This is a genomic window from uncultured Amphritea sp., from assembly GCF_937127095.1.
In the GTDB taxonomy this organism is placed as follows: Bacteria; Pseudomonadota; Gammaproteobacteria; order Pseudomonadales; family Balneatricaceae; genus Amphritea.
Genome location: NZ_CAKZLP010000063.1, coordinates 16,285 through 34,696 on the forward strand (window position 1 = coordinate 16,285; position 18,412 = coordinate 34,696).

Annotated in this window: 15 protein-coding genes; 4 read left to right on the plus strand and 11 right to left on the minus strand. The window is 52.2% G+C overall.

The window, feature by feature from the left end; all coding sequences use genetic code 11:
* The first annotated feature begins 87 nt into the window (after positions 1-87).
* Both Q0499_RS15960 and Q0499_RS15965 read left to right on the plus strand, forming a co-directional pair.
* Positions 88-480, plus strand: coding sequence for a hypothetical protein (locus Q0499_RS15960; RefSeq protein WP_299201100.1), 393 nt, complete (start codon positions 88-90; stop codon positions 478-480).
* A gap of 183 nt (positions 481-663) precedes the next feature.
* A complete protein-coding gene (locus tag Q0499_RS15965) occupies positions 664-1,773 on the plus strand; it encodes a hypothetical protein (protein ID WP_299201103.1) in 1,110 nt (369 codons plus the stop codon).
* Between the two features lie 17 nt (positions 1,774-1,790).
* Here Q0499_RS15965 and Q0499_RS15970 read toward each other — a convergent pair whose 3' ends face one another.
* The 3 genes from Q0499_RS15970 to fadB form a co-directional block, all read right to left on the minus strand.
* Complete coding sequence (locus Q0499_RS15970; protein WP_299201107.1) at positions 1,791-2,381, minus strand: ACP phosphodiesterase; 591 nt, start codon at positions 2,379-2,381, stop codon at positions 1,791-1,793.
* Between the two features lie 99 nt (positions 2,382-2,480).
* Positions 2,481-3,659: an acetyl-CoA C-acyltransferase FadA gene (gene fadA / locus Q0499_RS15975; RefSeq protein WP_299201110.1), complete on the minus strand. Its 1,179-nt coding sequence runs from the start codon at positions 3,657-3,659 to the stop codon at positions 2,481-2,483.
* Positions 3,660-3,672: 13 nt separating this feature from the next.
* The gene (fadB, locus tag Q0499_RS15980) at positions 3,673-5,844 is read right to left on the minus strand and encodes a fatty acid oxidation complex subunit alpha FadB (RefSeq protein ID WP_299201112.1); all 2,172 of its coding nucleotides are present in this window, start codon (positions 5,842-5,844) and stop codon (positions 3,673-3,675) included.
* Between the two features lie 392 nt (positions 5,845-6,236).
* On the opposite strand from fadB, the gene Q0499_RS15985 reads away from it, so the two are divergent.
* Positions 6,237-6,815 carry a 1-acyl-sn-glycerol-3-phosphate acyltransferase gene (locus Q0499_RS15985; protein WP_299201115.1) on the plus strand — a complete coding sequence of 193 codons (579 nt, stop codon included), beginning with the start codon at positions 6,237-6,239 and terminating at the stop codon, positions 6,813-6,815.
* A 4-nt stretch (positions 6,816-6,819) separates the two neighbouring features.
* Here the strand turns inward: Q0499_RS15985 and Q0499_RS15990 are convergent, their stop codons facing one another.
* The 8 genes from Q0499_RS15990 to Q0499_RS16025 form a co-directional block, all read right to left on the minus strand.
* The gene (locus Q0499_RS15990; protein ID WP_299201118.1) at positions 6,820-7,590 is read right to left on the minus strand and encodes an enoyl-CoA hydratase; all 771 of its coding nucleotides are present in this window, start codon (positions 7,588-7,590) and stop codon (positions 6,820-6,822) included.
* Positions 7,587-8,174: a DUF2889 domain-containing protein gene (locus Q0499_RS15995; protein ID WP_299201121.1), complete on the minus strand. Its 588-nt coding sequence runs from the start codon at positions 8,172-8,174 to the stop codon at positions 7,587-7,589. The genes Q0499_RS15990 and Q0499_RS15995 overlap by 4 nt, the downstream gene beginning before the upstream one ends.
* Positions 8,175-8,189: 15 nt before the next feature.
* A complete protein-coding gene (locus tag Q0499_RS16000; RefSeq protein ID WP_299201124.1) occupies positions 8,190-9,854 on the minus strand; it encodes an AMP-binding protein in 1,665 nt (554 codons plus the stop codon).
* Positions 9,855-10,004: 150 nt separating this feature from the next.
* Positions 10,005-10,460 carry an SCP2 sterol-binding domain-containing protein gene (locus Q0499_RS16005; protein WP_299201127.1) on the minus strand — a complete coding sequence of 152 codons (456 nt, stop codon included), beginning with the start codon at positions 10,458-10,460 and terminating at the stop codon, positions 10,005-10,007.
* A gap of 20 nt (positions 10,461-10,480) precedes the next feature.
* Positions 10,481-12,280, minus strand: coding sequence for an acyl-CoA dehydrogenase C-terminal domain-containing protein (locus tag Q0499_RS16010; RefSeq protein ID WP_299201130.1), 1,800 nt, complete (start codon positions 12,278-12,280; stop codon positions 10,481-10,483).
* 258 nt (positions 12,281-12,538) lie between these two features.
* On the minus strand, positions 12,539-13,375 hold the full coding sequence (locus tag Q0499_RS16015) for a universal stress protein (protein WP_299201133.1): 837 nt from the start codon (positions 13,373-13,375) through the stop codon (positions 12,539-12,541).
* Positions 13,362-15,743 carry an MMPL family transporter gene (locus tag Q0499_RS16020; RefSeq protein WP_299201136.1) on the minus strand — a complete coding sequence of 794 codons (2,382 nt, stop codon included), beginning with the start codon at positions 15,741-15,743 and terminating at the stop codon, positions 13,362-13,364. Before Q0499_RS16020 ends, Q0499_RS16015 begins: the two co-directional genes overlap by 14 nt.
* Entirely contained in the window at positions 15,736-16,857 is a 1,122-nt protein-coding gene (locus tag Q0499_RS16025) for a YCF48-related protein (protein ID WP_299201139.1), read from the minus strand. The genes Q0499_RS16020 and Q0499_RS16025 overlap by 8 nt, the downstream gene beginning before the upstream one ends.
* Positions 16,858-17,245: 388 nt before the next feature.
* On the opposite strand from Q0499_RS16025, the gene Q0499_RS16030 reads away from it, so the two are divergent.
* Positions 17,246-18,364: a high-affinity branched-chain amino acid ABC transporter substrate-binding protein gene (locus tag Q0499_RS16030; RefSeq protein WP_299201142.1), complete on the plus strand. Its 1,119-nt coding sequence runs from the start codon at positions 17,246-17,248 to the stop codon at positions 18,362-18,364.
* The last annotated feature ends 48 nt before the right edge of the window (positions 18,365-18,412 follow it).

Here is an 18,412-nt window from a genome sequence, read left to right on the forward strand (position 1 = left end):
AATAACGCTCAGACAGTGGCCATCACTGCTGAGCGATTCTTAAAAATAGGATAAACTGCGGTAAAGATTCCCGACCGGAGCCGCAGTTTGTCCCACTCACAACGATATACATCTGATGATCGACCCATTGCTCGAGTGCTGATATTAACAACACTGCTGTTAATCGCCTGGCCGCTCTCTGCGATGCAGCTGAATGATCCGCGCTCTGCAGCGGTTTATATCCTTAAGTTGCGACCTCTGATCAACGCCTGTCTTAACCAGGCAAATGCCAGCAGCCGTCTGGCTGAAGTATGGAACAGTCCACCCTGCCAGCAGTTGCTGGATGAAGAACCCCAATTTACCACCGCCTGGCAGCTAATACTGCCAGAAGGCGAAATTAGCGCACTCGCCGAAGTACCCTATCCACTGCGTAAACCCACGATGGATACCTATTCTGAATACAAACAACTGGCGGAGCGGATTGCCCGACTCAGTCGCTAAGCAAATTTATTTTAATATTTTTTCGCCAGCGCTATTTACCCCGAAAGCCTGAATAAACCATTAAATCAGATAGATAGCGCACACCAATTTAAAGTCTGAAAAAAAACTAAATATCAAGTCTTACCTTTGCCTTTCTGATCTCTATAATACTCCCTCTTTTTGCCAGCGGTACCGGGTAATATCTTGATTATTTTCACCATCACCAACACAGTTTCAAAACAGGTCTATGTCGGCTCCACACGTAACGATATCGATAGTCATTGGGAGACGCTGTTAATTGCAGCGGAGTCCGGAGTTGAGGCCGAGCTTTATAATGCTATACGGCATGACGGAGCGCAGAGCTTCGCCATCACCGAATATGGTTTCGCAGACAACCTCAGTGAAGCACGCGAACTGACGGCTGACGCACTGGAAACCTTTGGCGGTAAAAGTCTGCAAGGACTCATCACCAAACCAAAGCCCAGTAAAGTTCACCGTCAGAGCCCTGCAGAACGTAAAGCCGCACTCGCCCTGCTGGAAGAAGCTGAGCAGAAAGCGTTGCTGAAAGGTGAGATCGAAAAACCGACCGGTGAAGTTGATCTGAAACTGCTCGCGCAACAGCGTGACGCAGAACTTGAAGCCCGAATTGTGCGTGAGCGTCAGGAAACCATGGCGATGAACAAGGTGCTTGCCGCAATGGATTCCCGTAAACGGAGCAAATCCTCGAAAGCAAAATCCAAGGCATCAGCCCCGACACCGGTCAGCCGTGCAGCCGCACCCAAACTGGCAACAGGCAAAGTCGCATCAGCAACTCAGGAAAAACTGATCCGGGAAAAGATTGCCCTGGAACGTGATGACCGTGAGTATAGCAAGATCTCCCGGCAACAAGCTGAAGCTCAGGAGATGGCAACGGTGATGGCACGGATTGATGCCCGTGCTCAGGGCATGCGTAAAACCGCACCCAAAGCGAAACCGAAATCAGCCATCCGCAGCAGTCTGCCGCTGACAGTGAAAAAGCCTGCTGAAGCGCTCAAAGAGACTCGCCTGGAGCTGGATCGGGATACGGTCAGGAGTGCCGAGATAGCGATCATGCAGCAGGAAAAATCCCGCGCAGCTTCGGGTATATCTCTGAGTGCGAAACAGACCACTCCGGCGCGTCTCAATCTGCGTCCAGGCCTGGATAAAGATCAGAAGATTGCCCATACCATTGCCCGCTATCGCAATACCGCTGAGCCGACGGTCACCAAGACCGGCCATGGTAAGCAGGAGCTGATTAGCTCCCTGCAGGCCAGACTGGCCCAGCGTAAAAGCTAAGTACTCTGCCAACAGACTCAGTTCCCGGTATCGATCAGTGGTGACGGGAACTGAGCTGTCAGATCTGTAAAAAATAGCTGAAATCCTGCTTCAAACCGAGGATAGTGCAGCGCCAGTTCCTCGCCCACTCCCTGAAACTCATTGTTAAAGCGTATCCGTCCGGCGATCCGGTCCAGCGCGTAGACAACCCCTTCCAAGCTTTCATAACTACCAAACCAGTCAGATTCAACTATCCGTCGGGTGACTCGCTGCATCCGCTGTGGCATCAGTGGCTGACCGGCCATCAGATCCCCATAAAACGCCTCAATTACCTGATCTTTTGGCTGCGAGCTGAACTGTTGCCAGTGATTCAACAGATAGTGATCAAACAGGACATCCAGCGCAATACCGGCAAACCGGCGTCGCTGTTGACTGAAGTGCGGTTTCATCTGCCGCACCAGCGGGTGCTGATCGGTAAACTGATCCACTCTGCGATGGTTGATCAAGCCCTGCAATACGTCAGCTGGTAAAGCCTGCTGGTCGACACCACGGGCGAAGTCACCGAGCAAATTCCCTACCCGGGATTCCACCGTGGCGTCAGCCAGCACCAGATGCGCGAAAAAATTCAAATAAAAAACCCCGGATCATGTCACAACAACTGACAGTATCCGGGGTTTTAAGATCAGCAGCAACCGGGGTTGCTATAACATTCAGTTAAGCCGTCACACTCAGTTAAGACGTTCAAACACCGTAGCAATGCCCTGTCCCATACCGATACACATGGTCGCCAGACCCAATGTGCCATTGTTCTGCTCCATCACATTCAACAGCGTGGTCGAGATCCGGGTGCCTGAACAGCCCAGCGGATGACCCAGAGCAATCGCGCCGCCATTGAGGTTAACTTTCTCTTCCATCTGATCCATCAGTTTAAGATTCTTCAACACCGCCAGGCCCTGGGCCGCAAAGGCTTCGTTCAGCTCAACATAATCGATGTCTTCGATTCTCAGCCCTGCTCGCTTCAACGCTTTCTGCGTTGCAGGTACCGGGCCATAGCCCATGATAGAGGGATCACATCCAGCCACCGCCATTGAGCGGATCTTTGCCCGTGGGGTCAGACCCAGTGCCTGAGCCCGGGCTGCTGACATCATCAGCATCGCCGATGCACCGTCAGAAAATGCTGAGGAGGTCCCTGCAGTCACCGTACCCACTTTCGGTACAAAGGCAGGTTTTAACGCAGACAGCACTTCTACCGTAGTTTCCGGGCGGATCACCTCATCCTGCTCCAGCAACGATTTAAAGCCGTTTTCATCATGCCCCTCAACCGCAACGATCTCATTATCAAAACGTCCCTCACGGCGCGCCTCATCGGCCAGACGGTGGGAACGGGCACCAAAAGCATCCTGCTCTTCACGACTGATCATGTTCATCCGCCCGAGCATCTCAGCGGTCAGACCCATCATCATCGCCGCTTTGGCGACCTGCTTGCTCATCTGCGGATTGATATCGATACCGTGCAGGATATCCAGATGCCCCATATGCTCCACCCCGCCGACCATAAACAGATCGCCGTTGCCACACATGATCGCCTGCGCTGCCGAGTGCAGTGCAGCCATCGAAGAGCCACACAAACGGTTAACGGTCTGCGCCGCCACACTGTGGGGCAACCCGGCCAGCACCGCAGCGTTACGGCCGATGTTAAAGCCCTGTTCTTTGGTCTGGTTAACGCAGCCCCAGATCACATCTTCAATCTCTGCCGGATTGACATTAGGATTACGTTGCAACAGCGCCTGCATCACCCGGGCAGATAACTCTTCAGCCCGGACATGTCGGAAGGAACCGCCTTTGGACCTGCCCATCGGGGTGCGCACCGCATCGACGATGACTACATCATTTGGATTCAGACTCATCTTCGATTCCTCCTTAGTTAGCGTGCTTGTTGGATTGAGCGTTGAGGTAAGTAGCGCCGTTTGCAGCCATCTGCTGCATCATTTCGGTTGGCTGATACAGCGGCCCCAGATCAACATACTTAGCCGCCATCTCACAGAACGCCGCCAGCCCCATCTCATCCAGATAGTGGAACACTCCACCGCGGAATGGCGGGAAGCCGATACCGTAAATCAACGCCATATCCGCCTCTGCCGGTGAGGCAACAATTTTTTCCTCCAGGCAACGCACGGTCTCAATACAGAGAGGAATCATCATCCGTTCAATAATCTCCTGCTGTTCAAACCCCCATGCAGTGCCAACAGTGCCTTGCAGCAGCTGATCGACCTCGTCATCGTGCAACTTGGCGGGCTTGCCTTTGCGATCCAGCTCATAACGGTAAAAACCTTTACTGTTTTTCTGACCGAAACGCTCCAGAGAGTACATCCGGTCAATCACCGACTCACCTTCATGGGACATCCGTTCCGGAAAGCCTGCGGCCATCACCTGATCCGCATGATGTGCCGTATCAATACCGACCACATCCAGCAGGTAGGCAGGCCCCATTGGCCAGCCAAAGCCTTCCATCACCTTATCAACCTGACGGAAATCAGCGCCGTCCTGTATCAGGCCATTAAAACCACCGAAATAAGGAAACAACACCCGGTTTACCAGAAACCCAGGGCAGTCGTTTACCACGATCGGCGTTTTACCCATGGCGGTTGCATAAGCAACCGTACGGGCAACTGTGGCATCCGAGGTTTTCTCCCCGCGAATTACCTCCACCAGCGGCATCATATGTACCGGGTTAAAGAAGTGCATACCGCAGAAGTTTTGCGGACGCTTAAGCGATTTCGCCAGCTCTGTAATTGAGATGGTGGACGTGTTTGATGCCAGCACCGCATCGTCGGCGATATGCTGCTCGGTTTCCGCCAGCACCATCCCCTTCACTTTGGGGTTTTCAACCACCGCTTCAACCACCAGATCAACCGTGCCAAAATCACCATAACTCAGGGTTGGTCGGATGCGGTTGATGGTTGCCGCCATCTTCGTTGCATCTGTCCGCCCCCGCTTCAGCTGGCCAGCGAGCAGTTTATTCGCTTCATCAAGACCCAGCTGGATCGCCGACTCATTGATATCCTTCATCAGGATCGGCACCCCTTTCGAGGCCGATTGATAGGCAACACCACCGCCCATAATGCCAGCGCCGAGAACCGCCGCCTGCTTCACTTTTACCGCCGTCGACTCATAGCCCCGGCTGACTTTTTTGACATACTGGTCCTTCATAAACAGACCGACCAGCGCTTTAACCACCGGCCCGGAAGCCAGTTTAGCGACCCCCTCAACTTCGGCCTGAATCGCCCGATCACGATCCATACCGCAGGATTTCTGAATCGTTTTCACCGCCTGTAAAGGCGCAGGATAGTGAGGTCCGGCTTTGGCGCCGATCATCCCTTTCGCCGTTTCAAAGGCCATCATCTGCTCAATCTGATTCAGCTTCACCGGGCTCTGTTTTTCAGTGCGGCGAGCCACATAATCGAATTTACCTTCGGCACACTGACGCAACAGACTGATAGCCGCCTCACGTACCCTGTCCTGAGCAACAACCGCATCCACGGCACCATCTTTCAGTGCCGCATCGGCGCGTTTCTCAGCGCCGGTGCAGATCCATTCATTGGCATTATCGATACCGATAAGCCGGGGCAGACGCACAATACCACCCCAGCCCGGGTTGATGCCCAGCTTAACTTCCGGCAAACCGACTTTGGCTTTTTCACCCATCACCCGATAGTCGGTAGACAGGCAAAGCTCAAAGCCACCGCCCAGCGCCAGGCCGTTAATTGCAGTCACCGTAGGACAGGGCAGATCTTCCACTGCATTAAAGATTCCGTGAGTTTCCAGCAGCTTAGCGATAAGTCCCGCTTCCCCCTGGTCAAACAACGAACTGAACTCGGTAATATCAGCACCGACAATAAAACTGTCTTTAGCGCTACTGAAAAGCACCCCTTTAATACCATCCACTGCGCTGAGCTGCGTTACCGCATCTTTAAGCTCACTCAGCGTGAGTTGATTAAACTTATTCACCGGTTCATTGTTGAGATCAAAACACAGCTCATACAAGCCGCTGTCGATCTCCTGAACCTGAATAGCCTTTCCTTCAAATTGCATGGTGCACTCCATACTCAGGATAATTATTGTTAGTCATAGTCAACATCTGACGCCTCTGTACGCCGGACTGCCAAATCAGAAACCGGGAGATAACACTGCGTACAGTACAGATTGTTTAATACTAGTCGCGAAGGATTTTCCAGCAATAACAAAAATAGCCTTTATCAGTAACAAAATCGTCTACATTTCAATTATTTACTTTTAAAACAATATATTACATAAAACCTACAATTAACAATTATGAGCAAAAAAACTATCAGCAGTGCCTCTCCCCGGTTGTATTGAGCATAAAACAGATACCCAGCTCCCGGTAGAAAAGGCTGCTGCATATCAGATTGAGACAAATAACATTACAATAGTCCGAAAACAGCCACCCTTTCAGACCGCTCATCATGCACCCGACTATTTTTGACAACCCGGTATTCCAACCCGCGCTGCGCTGGGCTTCCCGAAAATTTCTGAAAATGAAAGGATGGCAGCTGGACTTTACAGCGATACAAGGGATCGATAAGTGTGTGCTGATCGGCGCACCTCATACCAGCAACTGGGATCTGCCCTACGCACTGATGCTGGCGTTTAGCCAGGAGTTTCCTATTTACTGGATGGGTAAGGTGCAAATCTTCAGGTTTCCAGTGCGCCACCTGATGATGTGGCTGGGAGGCATTCCTATTGACCGGTCAAAATCGTTGAATGTCGTCTCTCAGGCGGCGGCTCAGTTTAACAACGCAGATCAGCTCTATCTGGTGATCGCGCCCGAAGGCACACGCTCTCAGGTTGATGAATGGAAAAGTGGTTTTTACCATATCGCCTATCAGGCGGGTGTACCGGTGATGGCGGCGTATATCGACTGGCGTGAGCGGCGTGCTGGTATCTACACCGCTTACCACACCAGCGGTGACAGTGAAAAAGATATTGCTGAGATCAAAGCCCTTTATGGCGACCTTCTGTTACGCCATAAGGGCAACAAGTAACTGTTTAAAAGCGAGAAAAGTCCGGCTCACGCTTCTCGACAAAGGCCTGTAACGCCTCTGCCGCTTCCGCTGACTGCAGCCGTTGCGCAAACTGTTTGACTTCGGCCACCAACACCGCGTCCAGTTGCTTCTGGGTATGACTGCGCAGCATCGCCTTACTCTGCCGTACTGCCTCGGGTGCCATGGCCGCCAGCTTTTCCGCTTCCAGCATTGCAAGGTCCTGCAAACTGCTGTGCATAACGACCCGATTAACCAACCCCAACTCCCGGGCAGTTGACGCACTAAATGCCTCTCCCATTACCAGCAACTCAAATGCCCGTCGATGCCCCACCAGCTGCGGCAGCAACAAGCTTGAGCCACCCTCAGGCACCAGACCCAGTCGGGCAAAAGGGAGTTGAAAACGGGCCTGATCACTGGCGATCACCAGATCACAATGCAGCAGAATAGTCGAGCCTATACCCACCGCTGCACCGGGCACCACCGCCATCACCGGTTTTGCCAGGGAAGCGATTGTCTGTAAAAACAGCAGAGGCGCCCCTACCGCATCCGGTCGGCTGGCGGCGGCAATAAAATCGGCAATATCGTTACCCGAGCAGAAACTGTCATTATCGGAGCCCAGCATAATCACTCTGACATCCGGGTCGGCATCAGCGTTGATAAGTGCATGAGTCAGCCCTTCATACATCGCCAGCGTAAGTGCATTCTTTTTATCAGACCGGCTTAACAAAATCTTACAAATACGATTTTCGGTGGTGATATTAAGCTGTTCGCTCATATCTTACTCCTGTTTAATTCAGACAGATTCTGCGGGGCTTCTGGTTCTGCAGGGATATAATGATCCGGCAGCAGCACTTTTATTACATCGCTGTTTTGTGCCCAGCTATGACAACTGTTTATCATCATTGGCGCACCCAGTTTCATTACGTCGATATCACTGTTTGGCCAAAGGGTCTGTATTGCTGTCGTGGCAATGGTGGGCAACAACTCATTCAGATGAGTACAGCCCAGATGACCGCCCAGCAGCGTTTTACACTGCCGTGGCCACCCGGGACCAATACGAGTGCCTTCCAGTTTTTTAAATGCGGTGGCAATTTTTCTGCAGATATTAAAGGGGGAGGCATCGATAAACACCTCCACCTCATGAATCAACAATGTCTGATCCAGGGTCACCCGCAACCCCAGATCATGGAACGGTTCACCGGCGGGAACATCTCCACGCATTGGCAACGCCACTGTCGCGGTTTTAATATCGGTCATCCTGGCTTCGATGTCCCATAAGCCATCTTCCCGCAGATAACCTAAGCACTCTACCGATCGGCGATGCTGCAACTCCCGTCGAACCGGGCTGGACAGAGACATAATAAGATCCGGCGTTCAGGCAGCGTGACTGCCGGGCTTATCGGTTCGCAGCAGACGCCGCAGCACTTTGCCCACATTTGATTTTGGCAGATCATCAACAAACTCAACCACCTTAGGCACCTTGTAAGGGGTCAACCGCTCTTTACACCAGAGACGAATCTCCTCACTGGTCACCGCATCCTTTGCCACCACAAAGAGCTTTACAATCTCGCCGCTATGCAGATCGGGAACACCCACTGCAGCACATTCGACTACCGCGGGATGAAGGGTGACGACATCCTCAACCTCATTCGGATAAACGTTAAAACCGGAGACATTAATCATATCTTTCGCCCGGTCAACGATGCGCAGATAACCATCTGCTTCGATAATCGCCACATCACCGGTAATAAAATAACCATCATCGGTAAAACAGCTTTGCGTTGCGCGCTCTTTCTGCCAGTAACCCAGCATCACCTGAGGCCCTTTAACGCAGAGCTCCCCCGGCTCACCCACGCCGAGCGCCTGACCATCTGCGCCGACGATCTTCACCTCGGTCTCAGCTACCGGCGGGCCAATAGTACCCAGGCGGATATTTTGCGGCGGGTTCATCGCCACCGCAGGTGATGTTTCAGTCAGACCATAGGCTTCCAATACCTGGCAGCGGGTCAGGTTTTCCCAGGCATTTGCAGCCGCCTGAGTCAGCGCCATACCACCGGAGAGGGTGACTTTAAGATGGCTAAAATCGATCAGATGGCTGTCTTTATGGTTACAGATCGCGACAAACAGGGTATTCAAGCCGATAAAGGCCGAGACCGCATGCTTTTGCAGTTCTTTGATAAAACCGGGTATATCACGGGGGTTGGCGATCAACAGGTTATTACCGCCCAGCTCCAACACCGCCATGGTGATGGTAAACGCATAGATATGATAGAGCGGTAGCGGTGCCACCACCATCTCCGCCCAGTGTTCATCAGCAGCGGAGATCAGTTTGACCCCCTGAAGGAAATTGGAGATCAGATTGCCATGGGTCAGCATTGCACCTTTGGAAACGCCAGTGGTACCACCGGTGTATTGCAACACCGCAACATCACTGCACGTCTGGGGCACGGACTGTGGCTGCTGACCGGCTTTTTGATTTAAGGCATGACGCAGTTCAATCGCCTGGGGCAGATGAAACGAAGGCTCCATCTTCTTGATATATTTCACCACAGAGTTGATCAGCAGCCGCTTTAATGGCCGGTGCAGATCAGCAATCTGGGTGGTAAAAACATATTTGATCGAGGTGTTGGCGATAATTTTATCAACATTATGCGCAACCCCTTTATAGACAACCAGTGCTTTAGCACCCGAGTCCTTAAACTGATATTCCAGTTCCCGGGGGGTGTACAACGGATTAGTATTAACGATGATCAGACCCGCTTTCAGCGCGCCGAACAGCACCACAGGATACTGATTCAGGTTTGGCAGTTGAATAGCTATACGGTCGCCCGGCTGCAGATCGGTTTCCTGCTGCAGATAAACGGCAAACGCATCAGACAACTGCCCCAGTTCGGCATAGCTCATCGAATTACCAAAGCTGGTAAAGGCAGTTTTAGAAGCATAATCACTGACGATTCGCTGGATAACATCGGTCAGTGTACTGTAGCCTTTTGGATTCAGACTATCTGGAATCCAGCTGCCGCGTGGTTTTTGATCCATGTTCAGATCCCGTTTACTGTAATTGTTATTGTTGTTTAGCTGTTAAATACAGGATTCAGTGCTCAACCTGTCTCTCTCAGCATAAGTGCTCAGATAAAAAAGTCGAATAAAATCAGCAGCAACCGTGACATAGTGCAGCTAATTCAAGGGTTAACCGGCGGGAAACAGTGCTTCCAGTCGGGTGGCCAGCATAACATCGCCTTCCGCACGGATACGGCCTGACATAAACGCCTGCATGCCATTGGTTTTACCATCCAGCACCTCTTTAAAGGTCTGACTGTCCATCATCAAAATCACACTGGGGCTGTCATGTTCACCCTTTTCCAGCACGCAGTCGCCTGCTGAAATGGCCACATAATAGGCATCCCCTTCATCCAGCTTATATTGGAATACTGCCTCAAGACCGGCGGCAGCTGCACTGTTAAACCGTCCGGCCATGGTTTCAAACAACCCCTGAATCTCTGACATATCACTCTCCCTTGTTGAAGTTGCCTGCGGCGTCAGACCTGAACGTCTATGCCGCAAGCGGTAATTAATACTGATCAGTCCGGTCAGCAACACCCGACCGGCTTTGCTTCGAACCAGCTTTGTTACAAATAGCTTCATCGTTATTTCAACAGGCCGGATCAGCAGGAAAACTCTGCTTCATCCATATCCAGCAGATTATCCGCACCGGAATCGATGGTCGCTTCCAGCGTTTTCGTCCGTGGTAATATCCGTTCGAAATAGAACCGGGCAGTTTTCAGCTTCGCCTGATAGAAGCTCCGGTCGCCCTCTCCGGCATCCAGTTTCTGCTGCGCAGTAACCGCCATTCGGGCCCAGAGATACGCCATAGTGATATAACCGGAGTACATCAGGTAGTCGACAGAGGCTGCGCCCACCTCTTCCCGGTTGAGCATCGCTTTCATACCGATACGGGTGGTCAGATCGCCCCACTCTTTATTCAACCGGGCAAGCGGATTGATGAACTCCTGCATGGCGCGATTCTCAGCCTGAGACTCGCAGAATTTATGCACAACTTTGGTAAATGATTTCAGCGACTCACCCTGGGTCATCAGCACTTTACGACCTAACAGATCGAGCGCCTGAATACCGGTGGTGCCTTCATACAACATCGAGATACGGCTATCACGGACATTTTGTTCCATGCCCCACTCACTGATATAACCATGACCGCCAAAGATCTGCATTCCCAGGTTGGCCGATTCAAAACCGGTTTCGGTAAGAAACGCTTTGGCAATGGGCGTCAGGAATGCCAGCTGAGTATCCGCCTGTTGACGCGCCTCAGCGTCGGTTGTCAGGTTGACTCTGTCGACCAGTTGCGCGCAGTAGTAGATCAATGCCCGACCGCCCTCAGCAAAGGCTTTCTGGGTCAGCAACATACGCCGCACATCGGGGTGCACAATAATCGGATCAGCGGGTTTATCAGGACAGGCAGGGCCATTCAGTGCGCGCATCTGCAACCGATCCCGGGCGTAGGCCAGCGAATTCTGATAGCCCCATTCGGTATGTGCCAGACCCTGCAGTGCAGTGCCAATACGTGCGGTATTCATAAAGGTGAACATACAGTTCAGACCTTTGTTTTCCGGGCCGATAAGATAACCTGTGGCACCATCAAAGTTCATTACGCAGGTAGCGTTGCCGTGAATACCCATCTTATGTTCCAGTGAGCCACAGCTGAGGCTGTTGCGTTCACCGACATTGCCAGCACCGTCCGGCAGAAATTTTGGCACGATAAATAGCGAGATCCCTTTGGTGCCCTGAGGCGCATCCGGCAAACGGGCGAGCACAATATGCACAATATTATCCGCCATATCGTGTTCACCTGCGGAGATAAAGATCTTGGTGCCGCTGATGGTATAACTGCCATCGGCCTGAGGTTCCGCTTTGGTTTTCAGCATCCCCAGATCGGTACCGCAATGGGACTCGGTCAGACACATGGTGCCGGTCCACTCGCCGCTGATGAGCTTGGTCAGATAGGTTTTTTTCTGTGTTTCAGTACCATGGGCTTCGATGGTGTTCATCGCCCCGTGACTCAATCCAGGGTACATACTCCAGGACCAGTTAGCTGAACCGACCAACTCATTGAGTATAATGCCGATCGATTCTGGTAAGCCTTGCCCGCCCCACTCAGGGTCATGGGCCAGCGATGGCCAGCCGCCCTCAACAAACTGCTGGTAAGCCTCTTTAAAGCCGGTGGGAGTCTTTACCTCGCCATCGTTTAACTGGCAGCCTTCCCGGTCACCCACCTGATTCAGCGGTGCAAGCACGCGCTCTGCGAATTTAGCCCCCTCCTCAAGAATGGCACTGATCATATCCGGGGAGGCCTCTTCACAGCCCGGCAGACTCTGATAGTGTTGTTCACTTTGCAGCATTTCATCCAGTACAAACTGAATATCTCTTAAGGGCGCTTTATATTCCGGCATGATGACACCTCGACAGATCCTGTATCGCGCGTTGCCTCTAAGACACAACACGCTATTGTTATTTATTGTATGCACTGAGGATCTACGAAGCGCCGCCATTAACCAATAACAAAACCTTTCATTATCACTAACACAAAAATTCATAAAGCCAATTAATTAGGATTAACCTTTATAAATCAATGAAATAAAAAACAACACACACTCAATTTTTGTTAACAAAAAAGCCCGGACATGCCGGGCTTGAGGATTAAAATCAATTTACTGCTGCAGTACCGGCACCACCTCATCAGCAAGGCCGATGCGCAGCACCAGAATATCGCAGTCCAGCCGCGGCAATATTCGCTCCGCGGTGTTGCCGATCAGCGCACCTTTGATGCCACCCCGGGCACGGGTGCCTATCACCACGAGTCGCGCAGCCAGCTGAGTTGCGGCCTGTGGAATCCAGTATTCAGGCGGCCCTTCACCTACCGCCACCGCCTGTGCATGCAGCTGCAGCCGTTTCAACTGTGCCTCAAGCGCCCGATGCACTTTAAGCTGAATCAGCTCTTCTGACTGCATCACCGGGTCAGCCCCCATCATCGCCGAGGGACAGGCAACCGCCGCTGTCAGCGCCGAGCCGGTAGCCAAGGCAATCTGGGCGGCCACCTGCAACAGATCATCATTGAGCTGGAGCTGATGCCGGTCATCCGCCAGCGGATTAACCGCTGCCATGACGATGCCGTCCTGCCAGAGTTCATCCCGCTTAACCAGCAGCACCGGACAGGGTAGCTCACGCAGAATCTGACCATCAATAGAGGTCATAAAGCCTTTTTTCCGGGGATCACAGCTTTTCACCAACAAACCAGGAGACTGCTGAGACAGTATCTTCGCCAGTTTTTTCAGCAACTTATCCCGAACGCTGTACAGCAGCGTAACGGCAATGCCCTCACCCTCCAGCTGCGCCATCGCTTCTGTAGCCTTTTCACTGTCATCACCCAACCAGATCAGCGTCACCGGACTTTGCAAACGACTGGCAATAAGACCACAGCGCTGCAGTGCTAAACAGCTCTGATCCTGTTGATCCAGCACCAGCACTATGCGTTTACTTAGTAACATTTTTCATCTCCGCTTGGGTCGTACTTTGCACCACATCACACTTTAACAAACAGGCCAGAGCGGGCAGTAACACGAGCGCTCCCAGCATATTCCAGAGGAACATAAAGGTTAGCAGCACGCCCATATCTGCCTGAAACTTGATCGGCGAAAACACCCAGAGCACCACCCCGATAGCCAGGGTTAAACCGGTAAAAGCAACCGACTTACCGGTGGTTTTAAGGGTATTCAGATAGGCCTCCTGCAACGACATCCCCTGCACCAGATAGGTGTTAAGTTTAGAGTAGATATAGATGCCGTAATCGACACCGATACCCACCCCCAGTGCAATCACCGGCAGGGTTGCCACTTTAACGCCGATACCAAAACTGGCCATCAGCGCCTGACAGAGAATCGAAGTCAGCGCCAGCGGTGCAATAATACAGATCAGGGTTTTAACCGAACGGAATGTCAGCAGACACAACAGACCCACCACAGCATACACCCAGGCCAGCATCTGATACTGCGCAGTACCGATCACCTCATTAGTGGCAGCCTCGAAGCCGGAGTTGCCTGCGGCCATCTCAAAACGGATCTGATCAGAATCATTTTCAGCGGCGAATGACGCTATCTGCCGGGTGAGATTGGTCAGGGTTGCCGCTTTGTGATCATCGAGAAAGATGATTACCGGCAGCAGCGAACAGGAGGGGTTCATCAACCCGGCAGGCACATAGGAGAGGGAGGCGTTGATCACCAGCTGGTTACGGCTGATTGTCCGCCATTTAAGATTGCCCTCGTTCAAACCCGAGGTTACCCGCTTAGACACATCCACCAGCGATACACTCGACTGTACCCCCTCAATATTGGTCAGGTAGTACTGAAAGCGGTCCACCAGTGACAGCGTGGCAAAGCTGGAGCAGTGATCTGTCTCAGTACCGACCATTACCACAAAGATATCGCTGGAGGTGGAGTAGTGCTGGGTGATAAAACGGTTATCAACATTGTAGCGGGAGTCCGGACGCAACTCTGGCGCACCGCTATCGAGATCACCGATCTGCAGTTTCTGCCCCTGATACACCCCACCCACCAATAACACCAGCGCAACGGCAACCGCGACCCGGGCACCTTTTGGTGTGGCAAACCAGGTCAGCAGGCGCCAGACACTATGTTGGTTCTGTTCAGCGTTTCGGGCTCTGCGGGTGGCCTGCTCGCCAATCCCCAGCAACGACATAATCACCGGCAACAGAAACAGATTGGTCAGAATAATGACCGCAATCCCCAACGATGCCGCAATTGCCAGATCCTGAATAACACGGATCTCGATCACCATCAGGGTAACAAAACCGATGCCATCCGATAGCAGCGCCGTCAGGCCCGGAATATACAGTGCCCGGAACGCCCGTCGCGCCGCCAGCCAGCTGTCTGCCCCCCGGGCACTTTCGAGCGCGATGGTATTAACAATCTGCACCCCGTGACTGACCGCTATAGCAAACACCAGAAAGGGTACCAGCATCGAGTAGGGGTCCAGTCCGTAACCCAGCAGTTTCAGCAAGCCCAACTGCCAGATCACCGCAATCACCGAGCAAGCGAGCGGCACCAGCGTGCCCGTGATACTGCGGGAATAGAGATAAAGCAGCACCAGCGTAATCAGCAGCGCGATAGCGAAAAACACTGCTACCTGCGCAGCACCATCGATCAGGTCGCCAACAATCTTGGCAAAGCCGGTGATATGAATCGTAATGTTATCAGACTGATAACGCTCCCGAATCAGGGTTTCCAGTTGCTGAGACAGCGCCTGGTAATCCAGCTTTTCACCGCTATCCGGATGTTTATCAAACAGCGGTACCTGCACAATCGCCGAGCGGAAATCATTGGCCACCAACCGCCCCACCTGACCGGAGCGCAGAATATTCAGCTTGACCTGTTCAAGGCTGGCCGCAGAGCCATCATAATTCGGCGGAATTACCGGGCCTCCGACAAACCCCTCTTCGGTCACCTCTGTCCAGCGCACATTAGGCGTCCAGATGGAGGTCAGCGCTGACCGGTCAACACCGGGAATAAAAAACAACTCATCGGTAATCTTCTGCAGTGTCTGCTGAAACTCAGCGGTAAAGATATCTCCCTCTTTCACCGCCACCGCAACCCGCACACTATTCCCCAGCCCGGCGAGGTCATCACGGTTTTTGAGGTAGTTCTGCACATACGGATGGGAGGTGGGAATCATCTTTACAAAACTGGCATCAGGTCTGATCTGCACCGCATGCCAGCCCAGAAACAGGGTCAGCGCTGCAAATATCAGCAATACCGGCAGGCGCCAGTGAAATAGCACCCGCTCAGCAAACTCTTCTGAACCTTTAATCGGCGCCAACAGGATCTGCGACAACTTATTCATGGCCAGCCTCCAGCGTCAGCAACCCACCTTCACCCACCAGAACGTATTCTCCCTTCAACGCAACACCTGCACTGAAAGAGCGTCGCCCGCCACTGTCGAGCGGAGTAAATATCTCACCATCATCACTCTGTAAAATCAGCCCCCCCTGACCCAGCAATACCAGCTTATCAGCCCCGGCAACCGCACTCAGCAAGGTAACGGAATAACCCGTGTCAACCGGCAACCACTCCAACCCTGTCACTGAACGGTACAAATTCCCCCGCAGCCCCATCAGATACAATCGGTTTTTGAACTCGGTTATGCCAAAGAAAGAGCCATCATAGGGGGTCTCGATACGACTCCAGCTATCGCCGCCATCGGTCGAACGAAACAACAGCCCCGCCTCACCGGCGATATACAGATTGCCCTGGTGGTCTGCGGTGATCGCATTCAGATGGAAGTTATCGGGATTATCCAGACGGTCACCCCAGTAGGCCCAATTATTACCACCGTCCTCGGTTTTCAGCAACAGACCATAACCCCCCAGTGCAAACCCCTGTTGCGTATCGTCAAACCAGATATCCAGCAACGGTACTGTTGCACCGCCTTCCTGCGCCGCGATCGCATCATCGACCAGCCAGGAAATACTATCCAGTTGCTTCGCCAACGATTCATTGTCCGGCTCAGCATCCAAACGAAGCTGCAATTGCGCTGCTTTTTCCTGCAATCTCTGCAATCGTAACGCATTAATCTGCACACCATTTAACTGCGTGTGCCAGCTGACACCACCATCATCGGTTGCAGCAAGCAGGCCATCATGCCCTGTCAGCCAGCCACGGGAAGGGTCAGCAAAGCAGACAGAGGTAAGCATCACACTAAACGGGGTTTGCTGCTGCTGCCAGCTGCGCCCCTGGTTCACTGAACGCATCACGATCCCCTGATCACCGACGGCGACCAACTGATCGCCACTGGCCGCAATATCCAGCATCAGTGCCTGACCGGAACGAGAGGAGAGCAGCGAGGGGGTGTTGAGGCGGTCGAGAACCGGCTCTGCTGAGGCGCAACCTGCCAGCAGACTTAACGGCAGAACAACAGCCTGGATTAAACAGCGGATGAGTGAGCGGATCGGGTCCATACTTTTCCCAGTTATTATCATTATTCAGGAATCAATTTTCGCTTTGACATTAGCATCTATCAGTAACGCTCGAAAATAAATGTCTAAGGGCAGGAATCATTAACAAAAACGGTCAGATGCTCAATAACAAATAATGGCAATATTATTAACACTTTCTACCAGTGAGCCGAAAAAAAACTCATCAGATCAATTTAACCGCATAAAAGTCCTCTACTTAGATTGCAATTAGTCTATAGCCGGAGGTAGAGTTAGCGACTGCGACAGAGGTGCTTACATTCTTTCTGTATAATCTGCGAATAGGCTCGAAGCTTACTAAAAGCCGACTATCCTCAGACATCTCCCCTAACAGGGAAGCCTCTGCAAAGAACAATAAATGGAGATTAGCTCGATGAATCAATTCCGCAAAACATTGCTGAGCCTGAGTACTGCTGTATGCATTATGGGCTTAACCGCTGCTGCACAGGCAGACACGCTTAAAATTGGTCTGGCTGGCCCTGCAACGGGTCCTGTTGCTCAGTATGGCGACATGCAAAAGATCGGTGTAATGGCCGCGATTGAAGATATCAACAACGCTGGCGGCGTTAATGGCATGATGCTCGAAGGTGTTATCTATGACGATGCCTGCGATCCTAAACAAGCTGTCGCTGTCGCTAACAAAATCGTTAACGATGGCATCACTCAGGTGGTAGGTCATCTGTGCTCCTCTTCAACTGAACCGGCTACCGACATCTATGAAGAGGAAGGCGTGCTGATGATCACTGCAGCCTCTACCTCCCCTTCCATCACGGAGAAAGGCTATAAAATGGTGTTCCGCACCATCGGTCTGGACAGCCTGCAAGGCAGCATGGCGGCGCAGTATATTCTGAATAATGCGAAACCTGCCCGTGTTGCAATTATCCACGATAAGCAGCAATACGGTGAAGGCCTGGCAACAGCGGTACGCGATCAACTGGCCGAGAATGACGTTAAAGCGGTGATGTTTGAAGGCGTTACCCCCGGTGACAAAGACTTCTCTGCACTGATCGCTAAACTGAAGAAAGAGAACGTCGACTTCGTTTACTACGGTGGTTACCACCCGGAGCTGGGACTGATCCTGCGTCAGTCTGCTGAAAAGGGCTTTAATGCTCAGTTCATGGGGCCTGAAGGGGTAGTTAACTCTGACCTGGCGAAGATCGCTGGCGATGCGTCCGAAGGCGTACTGGCAACTGCACCGAAAAGCTTCGACCAGAATCCGGTCAACGAAGCGCGTGTAGCGGCGATCAAAGCGAAAGGTGAAGACCCAACCGGTCCGTTTGTATTCACCGCCTATGCCGCCGTTGAGGTCATGACCAATGCGATGACAGCGACTAAATCGACTGATTCCGAAGCGCTGGCTGAGTATATCCGTACTCACGATTTCGATACTGCGATTGGTAAAGTAAAGTATGACGAGAAGGGCGACCTGACTGAGTCCACCTTCCTGGTATACCGCTTACACAAGGATGGCTCTAAGTCTCCTGCTGAGTAATTCAATGTAATATCAATAGATTAGCAAACTGCGGCGCACATGCCGCGG

Excerpts from the sequence above, each read along its gene's own strand:
- Q0499_RS16020 (WP_299201136.1), bottom strand. The coding sequence starts at position 15,743 with ATGAATAAGTTGTCGCAGATCCTGTTGGCGCCGATTAAAGGTTCAGAA.
- fadA (WP_299201110.1), bottom strand. The coding sequence starts at position 3,659 with ATGAGTCTGAATCCAAATGATGTAGTCATCGTCGATGCGGTGCGCACC.
- Q0499_RS16010 (WP_299201130.1), bottom strand. The coding sequence starts at position 12,280 with ATGCCGGAATATAAAGCGCCCTTAAGAGATATTCAGTTTGTACTGGAT.
- Q0499_RS16000 (WP_299201124.1), bottom strand. The coding sequence starts at position 9,854 with ATGGATCAAAAACCACGCGGCAGCTGGATTCCAGATAGTCTGAATCCA.
- Q0499_RS15985 (WP_299201115.1), top strand. The coding sequence starts at position 6,237 with ATGCACCCGACTATTTTTGACAACCCGGTATTCCAACCCGCGCTGCGC.
- Q0499_RS16005 (WP_299201127.1), bottom strand. The coding sequence starts at position 10,460 with ATGAAGCTATTTGTAACAAAGCTGGTTCGAAGCAAAGCCGGTCGGGTG.
- Q0499_RS16015 (WP_299201133.1), bottom strand. The coding sequence starts at position 13,375 with ATGTTACTAAGTAAACGCATAGTGCTGGTGCTGGATCAACAGGATCAG.
- fadB (WP_299201112.1), bottom strand. The coding sequence starts at position 5,844 with ATGCAATTTGAAGGAAAGGCTATTCAGGTTCAGGAGATCGACAGCGGC.
- Q0499_RS15995 (WP_299201121.1), bottom strand. The coding sequence starts at position 8,174 with ATGTCTCTGTCCAGCCCGGTTCGACGGGAGTTGCAGCATCGCCGATCG.
- Q0499_RS16025 (WP_299201139.1), bottom strand. The coding sequence starts at position 16,857 with ATGGACCCGATCCGCTCACTCATCCGCTGTTTAATCCAGGCTGTTGTT.
- Q0499_RS16030 (WP_299201142.1), top strand. The coding sequence starts at position 17,246 with ATGAATCAATTCCGCAAAACATTGCTGAGCCTGAGTACTGCTGTATGC.
- Q0499_RS15990 (WP_299201118.1), bottom strand. The coding sequence starts at position 7,590 with ATGAGCGAACAGCTTAATATCACCACCGAAAATCGTATTTGTAAGATT.